At 35.5% G+C, this 14,640-nt stretch carries 15 protein-coding genes, 3 tRNA genes and 4 pseudogenes; 11 read left to right on the plus strand and 11 right to left on the minus strand.

The features are described from left to right. The first annotated feature begins 6 nt into the window (after positions 1-6). The 10 genes and pseudogenes from IPP64_05815 to IPP64_05860 all read left to right on the plus strand — a co-directional run bounded on the left by IPP64_05815 (position 7) and on the right by IPP64_05860 (position 8,868). A complete protein-coding gene (locus tag IPP64_05815; GenBank protein ID MBL0328933.1) occupies positions 7-189 on the plus strand; it encodes a hypothetical protein in 183 nt (60 codons plus the stop codon). Positions 190-198: 9 nt separating this feature from the next. Continuing rightward, positions 199-1,413, plus strand: a complete 1,215-nt coding sequence (locus tag IPP64_05820; protein MBL0328934.1) for a c-type cytochrome — start codon at positions 199-201, stop codon at positions 1,411-1,413. A gap of 4 nt (positions 1,414-1,417) precedes the next feature. Next, positions 1,418-2,836: a cytochrome c oxidase accessory protein CcoG gene (ccoG, locus tag IPP64_05825; protein MBL0328935.1), complete on the plus strand. Its 1,419-nt coding sequence runs from the start codon at positions 1,418-1,420 to the stop codon at positions 2,834-2,836. A gap of 11 nt (positions 2,837-2,847) precedes the next feature. Further along, positions 2,848-3,294: a FixH family protein gene (locus tag IPP64_05830; GenBank protein MBL0328936.1), complete on the plus strand. Its 447-nt coding sequence runs from the start codon at positions 2,848-2,850 to the stop codon at positions 3,292-3,294. A 4-nt stretch (positions 3,295-3,298) separates the two neighbouring features. Next, entirely contained in the window at positions 3,299-4,009 is a 711-nt protein-coding gene (locus IPP64_05835; GenBank protein ID MBL0328937.1) for a sulfite exporter TauE/SafE family protein, read from the plus strand. A 1-nt stretch (position 4,010) separates the two neighbouring features. Further along, positions 4,011-5,270 carry an aspartate aminotransferase family protein gene (locus IPP64_05840; protein ID MBL0328938.1) on the plus strand — a complete coding sequence of 420 codons (1,260 nt, stop codon included), beginning with the start codon at positions 4,011-4,013 and terminating at the stop codon, positions 5,268-5,270. Further along, on the plus strand, positions 5,261-6,631 hold the full coding sequence (locus tag IPP64_05845) for an MBL fold metallo-hydrolase (GenBank protein ID MBL0328939.1): 1,371 nt from the start codon (positions 5,261-5,263) through the stop codon (positions 6,629-6,631). Before IPP64_05840 ends, IPP64_05845 begins: the two co-directional genes overlap by 10 nt. A gap of 44 nt (positions 6,632-6,675) precedes the next feature. Then, positions 6,676-7,026, plus strand: a complete 351-nt coding sequence (locus IPP64_05850) for a 6-carboxytetrahydropterin synthase (GenBank protein MBL0328940.1) — start codon at positions 6,676-6,678, stop codon at positions 7,024-7,026. Positions 7,027-7,081: 55 nt separating this feature from the next. Further along, positions 7,082-8,433: pseudogene (gene hemN / locus IPP64_05855) on the plus strand (oxygen-independent coproporphyrinogen III oxidase). A 12-nt stretch (positions 8,434-8,445) separates the two neighbouring features. Beyond that, positions 8,446-8,868, plus strand: a complete 423-nt coding sequence (locus tag IPP64_05860; GenBank protein MBL0328941.1) for a hypothetical protein — start codon at positions 8,446-8,448, stop codon at positions 8,866-8,868. Between the two features lie 492 nt (positions 8,869-9,360). On the opposite strand, the gene IPP64_05865 is transcribed toward IPP64_05860, so the two are convergent. Together IPP64_05865 and IPP64_05870 are read right to left on the minus strand one after the other, a co-directional pair. Beyond that, complete coding sequence (locus tag IPP64_05865; GenBank protein ID MBL0328942.1) at positions 9,361-9,657, minus strand: hypothetical protein; 297 nt, start codon at positions 9,655-9,657, stop codon at positions 9,361-9,363. After that, on the minus strand, positions 9,600-9,800 hold the full coding sequence (locus IPP64_05870) for a hypothetical protein (GenBank protein MBL0328943.1): 201 nt from the start codon (positions 9,798-9,800) through the stop codon (positions 9,600-9,602). Before IPP64_05870 ends, IPP64_05865 begins: the two co-directional genes overlap by 58 nt. Positions 9,801-9,835: 35 nt before the next feature. Between IPP64_05870 and IPP64_05875 the strand changes: the two genes are divergently transcribed. Continuing rightward, on the plus strand, positions 9,836-10,018 hold the full coding sequence (locus IPP64_05875) for a hypothetical protein (protein ID MBL0328944.1): 183 nt from the start codon (positions 9,836-9,838) through the stop codon (positions 10,016-10,018). Here IPP64_05875 and IPP64_05880 read toward each other — a convergent pair. The 9 genes and pseudogenes from IPP64_05880 to IPP64_05920 all read right to left on the minus strand — a co-directional run bounded on the left by IPP64_05880 (position 9,987) and on the right by IPP64_05920 (position 14,460). Next, positions 9,987-11,275 (minus strand): annotated as a pseudogene (locus tag IPP64_05880) (homogentisate 1,2-dioxygenase). The gene IPP64_05875 and the pseudogene IPP64_05880 overlap by 32 nt on opposite strands. A gap of 11 nt (positions 11,276-11,286) precedes the next feature. Continuing rightward, a pseudogene (paaJ, locus tag IPP64_05885) lies at positions 11,287-11,691 on the minus strand (phenylacetate-CoA oxygenase subunit PaaJ). 84 nt (positions 11,692-11,775) lie between these two features. Continuing rightward, entirely contained in the window at positions 11,776-12,399 is a 624-nt protein-coding gene (paaC, locus tag IPP64_05890) for a phenylacetate-CoA oxygenase subunit PaaC (protein MBL0328945.1), read from the minus strand. Further along, positions 12,366-12,434, minus strand: a complete 69-nt coding sequence (locus IPP64_05895) for a hypothetical protein (GenBank protein MBL0328946.1) — start codon at positions 12,432-12,434, stop codon at positions 12,366-12,368. The genes paaC and IPP64_05895 overlap by 34 nt, the downstream gene beginning before the upstream one ends. Positions 12,435-12,452: 18 nt before the next feature. After that, entirely contained in the window at positions 12,453-12,824 is a 372-nt protein-coding gene (gene paaB / locus IPP64_05900) for a 1,2-phenylacetyl-CoA epoxidase subunit B (protein MBL0328947.1), read from the minus strand. Positions 12,825-12,835: 11 nt separating this feature from the next. Then, positions 12,836-13,706 (minus strand): annotated as a pseudogene (paaA, locus tag IPP64_05905) (1,2-phenylacetyl-CoA epoxidase subunit A). 343 nt (positions 13,707-14,049) lie between these two features. Then, a tRNA-Arg gene (locus IPP64_05910) sits at positions 14,050-14,123 on the minus strand. A 78-nt stretch (positions 14,124-14,201) separates the two neighbouring features. Beyond that, a tRNA-Pro gene (locus tag IPP64_05915) sits at positions 14,202-14,275 on the minus strand. Positions 14,276-14,368: 93 nt separating this feature from the next. Continuing rightward, positions 14,369-14,460, minus strand: a tRNA-Ser gene (locus IPP64_05920). Positions 14,461-14,640 lie beyond the last annotated feature (180 nt).

Raw genomic sequence — 14,640 nt, forward strand, 5'->3', positions numbered from 1 at the left:
AATAGGATGAAATTTATAAACTATTTAGAATCAATTGCCGGAATTGAAATATTCCCATTGATATCGTTAACACTTTTCTTTACATTTTTTGTAGTACTTACTATTTGGGTAATAAAAGTGGACAAAAACAGAATTGTGGAAATGAAAAATATTCCATTGAATGAATCAAATGAGTCAAATCACCAATAAATTTTATTTATGAAAAATATCATTTTCAATAATACTTCAGGAAACAGTAAGTCGATTGTAAAATACATACTTACAGGAGTGATGCTACTTTTTACTATGGGTGTATTTGCACACTCGAATGTGAAAGAATATAACTACAATACAATATCGTTGTTTTCGAATTCATTGTTCTTGGCAATGTTGTTTATCGTAGTTCTTCTGTTAGTTATAATTGTCGTTCTAACTGATGTTCTTCGAAATGTTGCTGCTGCTTCGATGAAAAGAGAGAAAGAAAAAAAGAGTACAACTACAATTGTATCAGTAGCAATTTTAACTTTTTTTTTGGTGAGCAATACGTCTCAAGCCCAGGATGTTTTTCATGCACCTTTGGCGGATGCAGCGTATGGTGGTTTGAGTCGCACAGTGTTTTATTTTATGTCGTGTATTATCGTATTTGAATTAGTTGTTTTTCTTGTTTTAATTAATGCAATTCGAATATTCGTTAAACAAGAGGAGGTTGCAAGTGCATCTGTTGCAGAAAAAATAGCGGTGCCGGAAGTTTCCTTGTTAGAGAAGTTTAACGCTTCTGTGTCTCTTGAAAAAGAACAAGATATCTTAATGGATCACGATTATGATGGTATTAAAGAACTTGATAACGATCTTCCACCATGGTGGAAATATGGTTTTTATGCAACTATTGTTTTTGCATTTGTCTATTTAGTGCATTACCATGTTACTTCTACCGGTGATTTACAATTAGCAGAATACAATAAATCTGTTACCGTGGCTAATGAATCTAAAGAAGCGTATCAGAAATTGATGTCTGACAACGTTACTGAAAACAATGTTAAGTTGATTACTGATAAACATGAATTGGAGGAAGCCGGAAAATTGTATAAAATAAATTGTGCTGCTTGTCATGGTCAATTGGGTGAAGGCGGTGTAGGACCCAATTTTACAGACGCGTATTGGTTACATGGTGGTAGTGTCAAAGATGTATTCGTTTCTATCAAATACGGTTGGCCTGATAAAGGAATGAAATCATGGCAGGCAGATTTATCGCCAGCTAAGATGAGTGAATTGGCGAGTTATATAAAAACATTGGTTGGTACAAATCCTCCAAATCAAAAAGAAAAACAAGGCGAATTGTATGTAGAAGGTGGTGTTGTTTCTGATTCACTTGTTGCGGATAGTACTGTAATACTCCTTCCGAGCATCGATAGCACAAAGGCTGTAACAAAATAGCATTATGAATGACAAGGATGAGAATTCGAGTGAGTCTTTTAGGGATTCTATTTCAACAATAAATGAAGAGGGGAAGAGGTCGTGGATTTATGCCCAAAAACCTCAAGGACCTCTTTCTAATAAAAGAACACTTTTAAGTACCATTTATTTACTTGTCTTTTTTTATCTCCCATTTATTAAAGTTGGTGGAGAGCCGTTATTCTTAATTAACATCCCTGAACGGAAATTTATTTTATTCGGTGCTATTTTTTGGCCACAGGATTTGTTTTTGTTTGTGATTGCAATGCTTACTTTTATAGTATTCATTGTATTATTTACTGTTGTATTTGGTCGTGTTTTTTGTGGTTGGGCTTGTCCACAAACAATTTTTATGGAAATGGTTTTTCGTAAATTGGAATATTGGATTGAAGGTGATGCTCAATATCAAAAACGCTTAAACAGTCAACCTTGGAATGCAGAAAAAATCATAAAGAAATCGCTGAAAGTATCCAGTTTCTTCTTGGTTTCTTTTATCATTGCGAATACTTTTTTAGCCTACATTATTGGATCGGATGATGTTTTAGGTTTATACAAACAAGGCTTAGCTGCCAATGTTGGTACATTTGTTTCCTTATTGATTTTTACCGGTGTTTTCTTTTTTGTTTACTTATGGTTCAGAGAACAAGTATGTATTGTTGTTTGTCCTTATGGCCGTTTGCAAGGTGTACTTTTAGATAAAAATTCTATAATTGTTGCCTATGATTATGTAAGAGGTGAAAAACGTGCAAAATATAAAAAGAATGAAGAAAGAACAGCTGGCGATTGTATTGATTGCTATCAATGTGTAAAGGTTTGTCCTACCGGAATTGATATTAGAAATGGTACACAATTGGAATGCGTGAACTGCACTGCCTGTATTGATGTTTGTAATCACATGATGAAAGGTGTTGGATTGGAAGAAGGATTAATTCGTTTCGATTCCGAAAATGGTATTGCCAACAATGAAAAATTAAAAATTACTTCTCGTACGATTGCGTATTCATTTGTATTGGTTCTTTTGTTAGGTGTGTTAGTGTCCTTACTTCTTAGTCGTTCGGATGTAGAAACAACCATCTTGAGAACACCTGGAATGCTATATCAAGAACAACCGAATGACAAGATAAGTAATTTGTATAATATTAAGTTGATTAATAAAACACATGAATTGCTTCCTGTAACTCTTAAAGTAGAAGCAGATGCCGGAGAAATTAAGATGATTGGGAATGAAATTATTAATGTGGAGAAGGAAAATGCTGCAAGTAGTGAATTCTTTGTGATCATGGACAAGAAATTAATTACCTCCAGAAAAACGGAGTTGAAAATCAATGTGTATTCGGGCGGAAAAATTATTGAAACGGTGAAAACGAATTTTTTAGGGCCGATTACAAAGTCAAATCATAACTAAATTTATAAGTCATGTTAAACTTAAGCTGGGGAAAAAGAATTGCAATGCTATACATTGGTTTTGTTGCACTGGTTGCAGTGATGATTACGATGAGTATGCGACAAAAGATCGAGTTAGTGAGTCCTGATTATTATGACCGTGAACTTGTATTTCAGAATAAAATTGATGAAATGAACAATGCAAATGCTCTCTCTGAAAGGGTGAGTCATATAATTACGGATAATGCATTTGTAATTCAGTTTCCCACTCAATTTAAAGGAAGTACATTGAATGGTGATGTTTTGTTTTTTAGACCTTCTGATGCTTCAAAAGATTATAAAACAGCATTGGTTTTGAATCAAGCTGGTGAGCAAACAGTAGACTTAAAATTGCTTTCAAAAGGTATGTATAAAATGCAGATTTCCTGGAAAGTAAATGAAATTCCATATTTCGTTGAAGAAACAATTGTAATTCCTTAGTACCATGTATGCATTGTGGCCCGCTTTAACGTTAGGTTTTTTAGGTAGCTTCCATTGTGTTGGAATGTGCGGACCTATTGCTTTGGCATTGCCACTAGATAGAACGAATTGGGTGACTAAAGTATTGGGTGCAATCGTTTACAATTTAGGAAGGGCATTTGTCTACGCGCTTCTTGGTGGTTTGTTTGGTTTGCTTGGACAAAGTTTTGTGATTGCCGGATATCAGCAAACGTTATCAATCACCCTTGGCGTTGCAATTTTAATTATGGTACTCTTGCCAAGCTCATTTACTAACCGTTTTAAAGTTACATCCTTTATCTATTCTTTCATAGGGAAATTAAAACATCGAATTGGTTTACTGTTTAAGAAAAGCAGTTATTCTTCCCTTTTTCTAATTGGTACATTTAATGGCTTGTTACCATGTGGTTTGGTTTATTTAGGAATAGCAGGAGCGATTGCAACAGGAAACAGTTTGCAAGGATTTGCTTTTATGTTTGTGTTTGGATTGGGAACATTGCCTGCAATGCTTGGTCTCGCTTTGGCTAGTAGCAGCATCAGTTTGAATTTTAGAAATAAAATAAATAAGGCCGTGCCGGTATTCGTTGTCGCAATGGCTTTGCTATTAATTTTACGAGGATTGAATTTAGGTATTCCTTATGTGAGTCCCGAAATGTCATCAACTGCACCTAAATGCTCAAAATGTTGTCATAAGTAAAATGTACTGGAATAAATATACCCATGATGAAATGAAGCGCATTGTCTTTAATGCATTAAAAGATAATTCTGCTTACGACTCTACGGAAATTTTAGGCTTACCAGGTACTTACCTTGATAGAGAAACATTTTATGATGATGCCCCTTTTTTAAAAGATGCTCCTTTCTTATCTACACTTATTGCGAATCCAAATCATATTGGTTGTCATACCTTAACAGAGCAAGAACATGAAGATGTATTTAAAGGAACGCAAAAAATTGAGGTGGATTTGATTCGTTTATGTGCCGAGCAGATTTTTAAAGGAGATTTTAATGAGCAAGACGGCTATGTGGCCTCAGGAGGGACGGAAGCGAATATTCAAGCAATTTGGATTTATAGAAATTATTTTATTAAAGAAAAACATGCTTTTATTGATGATATTGCTGTCGTTTATTCTGAAGACAGTCATTATTCAATGGCCAAAGCAGCCAATCTCTTGCATTTGAACTCTATCGTTCTGAAGGTAGATGAATCTACAAGAATGATAAAGATGTCGGATTTGCATGAGAAAATAGAAGCAGCACGAATGAATGGTGTCAAGTACTTTATAATCGTTATGAATTTATCTACCACTATGTTTGGTTCTGTTGATGATATTAGTGCTGTTTCGGATTATTTTAACGATCTAAATTTAACTTTTAAACTGCACATAGATGCAGCTTTTGGCGGTTTTGTCTATCCTTTTACAAATCCTGAGAATGATTTTAATTTTCAAAATCCAAATGTAACCTCTATTACTATTGATGGACATAAAATGTTGCAATCACCTTATGGTACCGGAATATTTTTAATTCGTAAAGGCTATATGGACTATGTCTGCACGGACGAAGCGCAATATGTTCCAGGAAAAGATTATACATTATCAGGGAGCCGATCTGGTGCAAATGCTGTATCGGTTTGGATGATTTTAAGAACATATGGTTCGGATGGATGGAAAATGAAGATGGAGCAGTTAACTGACAAAACCTCTCGATTGTGTTCAAAATTATCAGATATGAATATTACCTTTTTTAGAAATCCATATTTGAATATCATTGCCATTCGAAGTAATTATATTTCAAATGCGCTTGCAAAAAAATATCATTTAGTAGCGGATACGTATGAGCACACTCCTCAATGGTATAAAATTGTCATTATGCCACATGTGAAGCAAGGCACTTTAGATGCTTTTGTAAATGATCTTCAATCAGAATTAAACTTAAATCAAAAACTATGTATATAGAACAAATTTATACCGGATGTTTGGCACAAGCTTCTTACTATATAGAGTCGGAAGGTGCTGCTGCTATTGTTGACCCGATGCGTGATATAGATGCGTATCTTGAACTTGCTAAGAAAAGAAATACACAAATAAAATATGTATTGAATACACATTTTCATGCTGATTTTGTTTCCGGTCATTTGGACTTAGCAGCTAAAACGGATGCAATTGTGGTATTTGGTCCTCATGCAATGCCAAAATACAGAGCATTTATTGCTGAAGACAACGAATTCATAACATTAGGAGACATTAAAATTAAAATTTTACATACGCCCGGACATACAATTGAATCTACTTGCTTTTTAGTGATTGATAAAAACAATGAACCAACAGCTCTATTCAGTGGAGATACCTTGTTTATTGGTGATGTAGGTCGCCCGGATTTGATGAGCGGAAATTTAAGTAAAGAGATTCTTGGCGCAAAACTGTATGAATCCTTGAATACAAAAATTAAAACCTTGCCCGATTCAGTAATTGTTTATCCGGGACATGGTGCCGGTTCGGCTTGTGGAAAAAATTTAGGCAAGGAATCCAGCTCTACTATTGGTGAACAGAAAAAATTCAATTATGCGCTGAAAGAAATGAGTATGGAAGCATTTATAAAAATTGTTACAGACGATCAGCCTCCTGTACCTGCATACTTTTTCAAAGATGCTCAGATTAATATCAACGGACATACAAATTTGGAGACTGTTTATTCTAAAAGCTTAAAGAGACTTTCTGTGGAGGCTGCTGATTCTGAAATTTCGAAAGGGGCGATGGTATTAGATACGCGGGTGTCGTCAGCATTCGCTTCGGGATTTATTCCGGGGGCTGTAAATGTTGATTTGGATGGACAGTTCGCAATTTGGGTAGGTACCTTAATCAATATTGATCAGCCATTATTAATTGTTGCAGATAAAGGAAAAGAAAAGGAAGCGATTACACGATTAGCCAGAATAGGTTTTGAAAATGTTGTAGGATATTTAGATTGTGAAGTAGCTAAATGGAAAAGTTCATTGGACACAATTCAGGTTGTTGCTCCTTCAGAGTTGGATTTAGAACTTCTAAGTTTAACAAACACATTGCTGGATGTAAGAAGATCATCTGAAGTTGAAAAGGATAAAATAAAAGGAGCGTATCATATTTCATTGCACGAATTGAATTCCAAACTGAACGAATTGGATAAAAATAAAACCATTGTTGTTTATTGTGCTGGTGGATATCGTTCGATGATTGCTGCTTCTATTTTAAAACGAAATGGATTTAAAAATGTGATTAATGTTTCCGGTGGAATTAATCTTGTGAAAAATCTTCGCCCGGAGTTGGTTGAAACCTATTAGTTGTATGAATATTGTTCCGAATTACGAAGGAGTTTAGTTTTGAAATGGCGCATGCTTTGTTTGGCTATGATGGTCCATGCAAAAATGTGCACGGACATTCTTATAAGTTAGCAGTTACAGTTTTAGGAACCCCAATTTCAGATCGTAATCATCCGAAACATGGAATGGTAATGGATTTTACCGATTTAAAATCCATTGTCAAACCAATTGTAGATGAGCTGGATCATTCCACCATTTTAAATGCAACTACAGAACATAAAAAAATGGCTGAAGAAAATCTTCTTTTTAGTAAATTAGTCCTAGTAAAGTATCAACCGACTTGTGAAAATATGTTGATAGATATTGCAAATCGTATAAAAGCCAGTTACATAAGAATGTTGAATTGCACCACTTAAAATTCAAGAAACACCAACATCTTTGCTGAGTGGTTTGCTGAAGATAATAAATAAGATGAATCTGATTAAAAAATATAATGTTGCCGGTCCTCGTTACACGAGTTATCCAACCGTTCCTTATTGGGATACGGAAGTTCCAAGTTTAAAGCGTTGGGAAGAGTCGGTGAAATTCACATTCGATCAAACGAATGCTTCTGATGGTATTTCCATATATATTCATCTCCCTTTTTGCGAGAGTTTATACTTATTGTGGCTGTAATACGCGAATAACAGTAAATCACACTGTTGAACCGATATATTTGCAAGCAGTAATTAAAGAATGGAAGTTGTATTTGACCATTTTTAAAGAAGTGCCAAGGATTAAGGAAATTCATTTGGGAGGTGGTACTCCAACTTTCTTCTCGCCTAAAAATTTAAAAAATTTAATCGATGGAATTTTAGCAGAGGCAATCGTTTGTGAAGATGCCGAATTTAGTTTTGAAGCCCATCCGAACAATACCACTTTTGAACATTTAAAGGTTTTATACGACTTAGGATTTAAACGCTTGAGTTTGGGTATTCAAGATTTTGACCCCAAAGTACAAGAAATTGTTAATCGTATTCAAAGTTTCGAAAGCGTGGAAAAAGTAGTGAATCAAGCACGTAATATTGGTTATACGTCTATTAATTTTGATTTGATTTACGGGTTACCCCTTCAGACCCGGAAAAGTGTAATCGATACAATTAATAAGGTGAATTTGTTGAAACCGGATCGCATTGCTTTCTATAGTTATGCGCATGTTCCTTGGATAAAACCTGGACAAAGAAAGTTTACAGAGTTTGATTTACCTGTTGATGAAGAAAAACGAGCTCTTTATGAGATTGGCAAAGAAAATTTGCCGAAAATGGATATGTCGAAATTGGTATGGATCATTTTTCTTTAAAAGCGATACACTTTATAAAGCTGCAGAAAATGAAAAGCTTCATCGGAATTTCATGGGCTATACACATACATTTACTAAATTAATGATTGGACTTGGTGTTTCTTCTATTAGTGATACATGGTATGCTTATGGACAGAACGAAAAGAAAGTGGAAGATTACTATGATAAAGTAAATAGTGGTGTTCTTCCAATTGTTAAAGGGCATTTTTTAACGACTGAAGATTTAATTCTTCGCCAACACATTTTGAATTTGATGTGTAAGTTTAAGACAGATTGGAAGGATGAAGCATCTCAAAGTGAATCCATTTACCGAGCAATTGAGTTATTAGCTGAAATGGAAAGAGATAAGTTGGTAGAAATTGGGGAGCAAGAGCTGAAAATTCGAAGAAATGCCCGTGCTTATATTCGGAATGTATGTATGGCTTTTGATGCTCGATTACTTGATAATAAACCGCAGTCGCAATTGTTTAGCAGTGTGGTATGAAAAAAAATCGCAATGTATATATTGTTATTTTATGTTTTATTTGGTCTGGTATGTTACTGGCTATTTCTTTTTGAGGCACCTGTTAAATTTACAGCCCCAAGTCTAACCCTCCCTGTTGCGTTGGATGTTGGGAGACACGTTTTTCAAGCATTTAATAAAGTGGAAATTATTTTTGGAACACTTTTGTTAGTTTTGGTTATTCGATCCCAATTAACAATGCTTAATAAGCTTCTTTTTGCTTTTGTTTCTGCTCTCTTAGTGCTTGAAAGTGTTTGGTTATTGCCTGTTTTGGATCAACGGGCGTTGATCATAATCGCAGGAGGGATTCCCGAAAAAGAATCTCTACATAGTTGGTATATTTTATTCGATGCTTTTAAAGTGATTGCTCTAATCACTCTGGGTGTAAATACTATCAAGCAGCTTAAAGCTGCTTGATAGTAGAATTTTACATATGTTTAGATAAGAATGTATTTAACTCTTTTCTCAATTCATTAAAGATTTTATCAAAAGATTGAATTTTATCTACTTCTCCGGCATGAACTGGAAATTTTCTGTGGTCTACACCAACTCCATTTTATTTACTTTTTTTCTAAGGCTTGTTCATGCAATTTAATTTTGACGAGAAATAACATCAATTTGTTCTTTTGAATGATAAATTGATTTTGCAAAATGTTCAACACTGGCCAAAACTTTTGACGAGTTTTTTTGCGCAATTTCAGCTATTCTGTTTTGCATGATTTTTAACTCATCATTGTAAAAAATTCAAGTTGTTTAACCATTGTTTGTGCTCTTCGTGCAATTGATATAATCCTTTCGTTTCCATAATTTTTGTTTTATTTGATTTAGAACAAAGTTCCTATTTCTGATTCATATCATTATGACGAATATCATGTTTTGGCATGATATCGCTTGGAATCAAGATGTATTCTAATTATAATGTGCCTCTGCGCTCTTGTTCTGTTTCAATTGATCAAATAAAGCCTTAAAATTTCCCTTTCCAAACGATTTTGCTCCTTTACGTTGAATAATTTCAAAAAATAGCGTAGGGCGATCCTCAACAGGTTTTGTAAATATTTGTAGTAGATATCCTTCTTCGTCTCTATCAACCATAATTCCTAACCCTTTAAGAGTAGCCATATCTTCCTCAATAATTCCAACCCTGTCTTTTACTGTATCGTAGTAACTGCCGGGAACATGTAGGAATTCAACTCCACGTTTTCGCATTTCTGAAATAGTAAATACTCTTCATAAAATTTTGCAACATTATTCATCTCGCCTAATTCCACATTTCCGACCATGTGATCGATATATTTTAATCCGCAGGTTCCGGGATTGTATTCCGATTCCCATTTTACATAGCCTGGCATAAATGCTCCTTTGTAATTTTTTCTTTCTATAAACAATGAATCGTATCACCATAAGTATGAATACCGGATTTTACGATTTCTCCGGAAGCATCTTGAAAACGGTTGGTTCCATGTATGGTTTGGCACCACGACTTACAGTTTCATTGAATGCTTTGCGCGCATCATCCACCCATAATGCGATAAATTTTACACCATCACCATGTTTACGAATGTGGTGAGAAATATCACTGTCCGGGTTGAATGGAGTAGTGAGAACAAACGAATTTTATCTTGAACGAAAACAGGATGTTTTTCTTTGTCTCCTGTTTCTAATCCACTATACGCTAAAGATTGGAAACCAAATGCTGTTTTATAGTAGTGTGCTGCTTGTTTTGCATTACCTACATATAGTTCAACATAATCGGTTCCGTTAATTGGTAAAAAGTCTTGAGCTTTTTCAAATACTTTTTCTCCACTATAATCATAGTTTTGTGGGCCATGAGGAATCCCTGCGGGGTGCAAGGTGATTTGCCCTTTACCAATGTTGTTGCGACTCATAAAATCACCATCAACATAATATAGCAATTCATCCGAATCAATGTTGCTATGATGGTAAGGTGCAGGAATGGCATCCGGATGGTAATCATATAAACGGGGCACAAATGAACAAATAACAAACCCTCGGCCTTCAAAATTTTGGTGAATAGAGGAGGCATGTGAATGCGTCCAGTTATTGGTTCAAAATTAAAGATTGAAAATGCGTATGGATAACTGTAACCATCCCACCCAACAACATCAAAAGGATGTGTTTGATAGACATACGGATAAATCAATCCGCGTTTTTTTATGCGAACTGAAAATTCTCCCATTTCATCATGGGTTTCAAGGGAATGAGGTAATTTTAAATCGCGTTCACAAAATGGAGAATGTTCCAGCATTTGTCCGAATTCATTCCGATAACGTTTTGGGTTCTAACTTGGCCTGGGATTCAATTACTAATAATTTATTTTCGGGGGTGTCAAATTTCATTTGATATACGGTTCCTCTTGAATAACCAAATAATCCCCTATTCAAAATCAACAACACCATACATCGAATGTAATGTGCCGGAACCTTTATCAACAAAAATCAATTCATCTGAATCTGAATTTTTGTAAAAATACTGGTCATCGAAGCGGAGGGAGCAGCAATTCCAATGGCCATATCATCGTTTACAAAAAGTATCTTTCTACTTTTGATGTAATCACTCTGGTGCAACATCAAAACTTTGAAAACTCATAGCTCTCAAATTATCTTCAATGGCAATCTCGGTCGAACAGAATAGGGATACCCATTTCTTTCACCATTGTAGGAGGATTTAAATGGTAAACCAAAGAGGATGTCCCTGAAAACCCTTCAGTTCCAAAATAATTCCTCATGAAATAACTACCATCTTTTTGACGAAAAACAACATGTCGCTTTTTTGGAACATGTCCTATTGATTGATATACTGGCATAATTTATTTTTTTAGTGACATTTAAAATATTCGAATGGCTCTTTGCATTTTTCACATTTATACAATGCTTTGCAAGCTGTTGAACCAAACATGCTGATTAATTCTGTTTGTGCTGAATTGCAGTGTGGACATTTTACGAATTCATTTTTTCCGAAGGCATGTAATTTATTACAAGCAACGGATACCGGAGGGGCAATTCCATATTTGCGCATTTTTTCTTTCGCTGCATTGCTCATCCAATCAGTTGTCCATGCCGGTGCATACACCAATTTTACTTTTACATCAGCAACTCCTTTTCTTTTAGGTTCTGTTTGATATCCTCTTCAATCATTCCCATAGCTGGACAACCGGTATAAGCAGGTAATAATATCTTCCCAACCTTCTTCAGATAAAATTACATCTCTTAACATTCCCATTTCTTGGATACTCACTACAGGAATTTCCGGGTCTGGAATTGTGGAAAGAATATCGAAAAATATCTTCTTTTGTATAGACAGCTATTACCATTGTGCTGTTGGATATGCGCGTTGTAAATATTGCATTTCTGAAAGAATATGTCCAAGGTATTCGGTGTGAATACCTTTTCTACTGCCTGTTTGCATATAGTCTGACTCAGGAAGCACCAATGTCGCCTCTTCAATCACTTCTTTTATGTGATTCAACCATTGAGGTTTCAAGCTATCTAAATCAACAGCAATACCTTCTTTAATAAGTAGTTTATCTACTTCATTCATCTCAAATAATTCATCAGTAAACATCCAAACATCATTGATGGCACGTTGCATTTTTGTATGACTTACTTCTGTTCCTTCGCCTAATCTGCAGGTCCAATCGCTGGAATGTGCCAAATGATATCTCACTTCTTTTACGGCTTTAGCAGAAATTGCGGCAATAGTTTCATCTTTGCTCTTCATCAATTCTGTATATAAAAAAAACTCAAATGCCGAAACAATTAATTGGCGAGCAATCGTTGAAGCAAAATCTTTATCAGGTAATTCCATAATCAGATTGTTATAGAATGATCGCTCCCCACGTTTGTATGCTAAGTCATCTGCTGTTTTGTTTTTTCCTTCAACCTGTGCTGCATATCCTAAAATGCTTGAGCTCTCCCAATATGATCCAATGCCATATTTGTAAGTGCCAAGTCTTCTTCCAAGATGGGGCCTTTGCTACAAGTTCAGCCAAACGATGCCCAAGTACCAATGAGTTTGTCGCCTAGTCGCAAGGCATAATCGTAAAGTGCTTCTGGTTTTTCATGATTAAATATTTTTAGCGCCTTCGGCATTTCATAAAAAAGTTGATGTCTGTATACTTTATCATTTGAAGGTTCAAATAACATGTCTTCATCATTCGGATTGGATGCAATGATGCAATTGGAAGGCACCACCCAAATGCTGGTTCCTTCTCCTCTGCGTGTATAGATGTCACGCGCATTTTGGATGGCCATTTTTTTGTCGGATGCATGGATGCTTCCTGCGTGTGCATATCTGTTTCCAGATTTTGGTTGGATAAATACTTCCCAAAGATCAAGTTGTGTATCTGTTGCCATGGTTTTTAGAATTATGCGGTTGTTAAATTTTCTATATTAAGTTTTCTTTTTTTGTAAGCTTCTGCTGCTTCTCTTACCCAAGCACCTTCTTCATGATATTTAATATGATGTTCCATTCGTTGTTTGTTGCAAGGTCCATTTCCATTAATCACCTTGAAATTCATTCCAGTCAATTTCACCGTGATCGTAGATGTTTTTCTTTTCATTCCATTTTAGTTCTTTTATCAGGAATGGTTAATCCGATTACTTCTGCTTGTTGTACAGTTTTATCAATAAACTTTTGGCGCAGCTCATCGTTCCCTTCTCGTTTGATTTTCCATTTGAAAGCATCTGATGAATGAGGCGAATCGCTGTCGTGTGGCCCAAACATCATTAATGCAGGCCACCACCATCTGTTCATCGCATCTTGTGCCATGGCTTGTTGTTCTTTTGTACCTTTCATCATCTTGGCCATGATTTCATATCCTTGACGTTGATGAAAACTTTCTTCTTTGCAAATCCGAACCATCGCTCTGCTATATGGACCATAAGAAGTACGTTGTAAAGAAATTTGATTTACGATGGCAGCACCGTCTACTAACCATCCAATCGCACCGATATCCGCCCATGTTAATGCGGGATAATTAAAATGTTGGAATATTTTGCTTTGCCCGAATGCAATTGATTAATCATTTCGGAGCGGGTGATGCCCAAGGTTTCAGCTGCGCTATATAAGTACAATCCATGTCCGCCTTCATCCTGAATTTTAGCTAATAAAATTTGTTTGGCACGTAAGCTAGGTGCTCTGCTAATCCAATTTCCTTCTGGTTGCATGCCAATAACTTCGGAATGTGCATGCTGCGACATTTGGCGAATCAGATGGTTTCTATAGGCATCCGGCATGTCGTCTTTGGGTTCAACAAATTCGCCTTCATCTATTCGTGATTGAACTTTGTGTTGTTTGCTTCCATAATTGTTCAATTTTATTGTTGAAACAAATGTATTTGTCGAAACAAAAAAAAGAACTGATGAAAATCAGACTTGACGAAAGTCATATAAAAAGTCAAGAAGATAGGGGGCGATTTAATTTGAGTTGGCTGGTTTATTCTTGTTTGAGGGATGTTTAAGCGTTTTTTTTAACAAAAACTAAAAATGAAAAATAGAATGTGCTGATAAAAATCAGTTGTTTAGATAAATCAGCGTGAGTGAGATTAAACAAAAAAAGCCACAAATTGTGGCTTCCAAGTGACCCCATTTGGATTCGAACCAAAGGCCTACGGTTTAGAAAACCGTTGCTCTATCCAGCTGAGCTATGGGGTCAATTTTTGATGAAAAAAAAAGGTTAATGATGAATGTTATAAGTAAGATATAACAAATAACCATTAACCATTTATGTTGTCGGGGCGGCAAGACTCGAACTTGCGACCTCCTGGTCCCAAACCAGGCGCGATAACCAACTACGCTACGCCCCGAACTATTATTAAAGAACTGTAAAGCGGATGCAAATGTACTATTATTTTTTATCTGACAAACAAAAAAATAGCTTTTTGTTTGTCAATCGCTTTTGGCGGAGAGAGAGGGATTCGAACCCTCGGTACCGGTTTCCCAGTACGACAGTTTAGCAAACTGTTCCTTTCGGCCACTCAGGCATCTCTCCGAACCCTTTTTTCAAAGGAATGCAAATGTAAAAAAAGATTTCCTATTCCAAAACAAAAATTTCATATTACTTCCTTATTTACCGCTCTACCTATTTTTAACCATTTCGCTAATATTTTAACGAAATTGTAACGCTTGAGTGTTATATTTGTAATACATTCGTTATTAACTACTAAAATCG

The organism is Bacteroidota bacterium, from assembly GCA_016722565.1.
Classification (GTDB): Bacteria; Bacteroidota; Bacteroidia; order 2-12-FULL-35-15; family 2-12-FULL-35-15; genus 2-12-FULL-35-15.

Coding starts and splice junctions, on each gene's coding strand:
- IPP64_05815 (MBL0328933.1), top strand. CDS start 7: ATGAAATTTATAAACTATTTAGAATCAATTGCCGGAATTGAAATATTC.
- IPP64_05820 (MBL0328934.1), top strand. CDS start 199: ATGAAAAATATCATTTTCAATAATACTTCAGGAAACAGTAAGTCGATT.
- ccoG (MBL0328935.1), top strand. CDS start 1,418: ATGAATGACAAGGATGAGAATTCGAGTGAGTCTTTTAGGGATTCTATT.
- IPP64_05830 (MBL0328936.1), top strand. CDS start 2,848: ATGTTAAACTTAAGCTGGGGAAAAAGAATTGCAATGCTATACATTGGT.
- IPP64_05835 (MBL0328937.1), top strand. CDS start 3,299: ATGTATGCATTGTGGCCCGCTTTAACGTTAGGTTTTTTAGGTAGCTTC.
- IPP64_05840 (MBL0328938.1), top strand. CDS start 4,011: ATGTACTGGAATAAATATACCCATGATGAAATGAAGCGCATTGTCTTT.
- IPP64_05845 (MBL0328939.1), top strand. CDS start 5,261: ATGTATATAGAACAAATTTATACCGGATGTTTGGCACAAGCTTCTTAC.
- IPP64_05850 (MBL0328940.1), top strand. CDS start 6,676: ATGGCGCATGCTTTGTTTGGCTATGATGGTCCATGCAAAAATGTGCAC.
- IPP64_05860 (MBL0328941.1), top strand. CDS start 8,446: ATGTATATATTGTTATTTTATGTTTTATTTGGTCTGGTATGTTACTGG.
- IPP64_05865 (MBL0328942.1), bottom strand. CDS start 9,657: ATGCGAAAACGTGGAGTTGAATTCCTACATGTTCCCGGCAGTTACTAC.
- IPP64_05870 (MBL0328943.1), bottom strand. CDS start 9,800: ATGCCAGGCTATGTAAAATGGGAATCGGAATACAATCCCGGAACCTGC.
- IPP64_05875 (MBL0328944.1), top strand. CDS start 9,836: ATGAATCGTATCACCATAAGTATGAATACCGGATTTTACGATTTCTCC.
- paaB (MBL0328947.1), bottom strand. CDS start 12,824: ATGGCAACAGATACACAACTTGATCTTTGGGAAGTATTTATCCAACCA.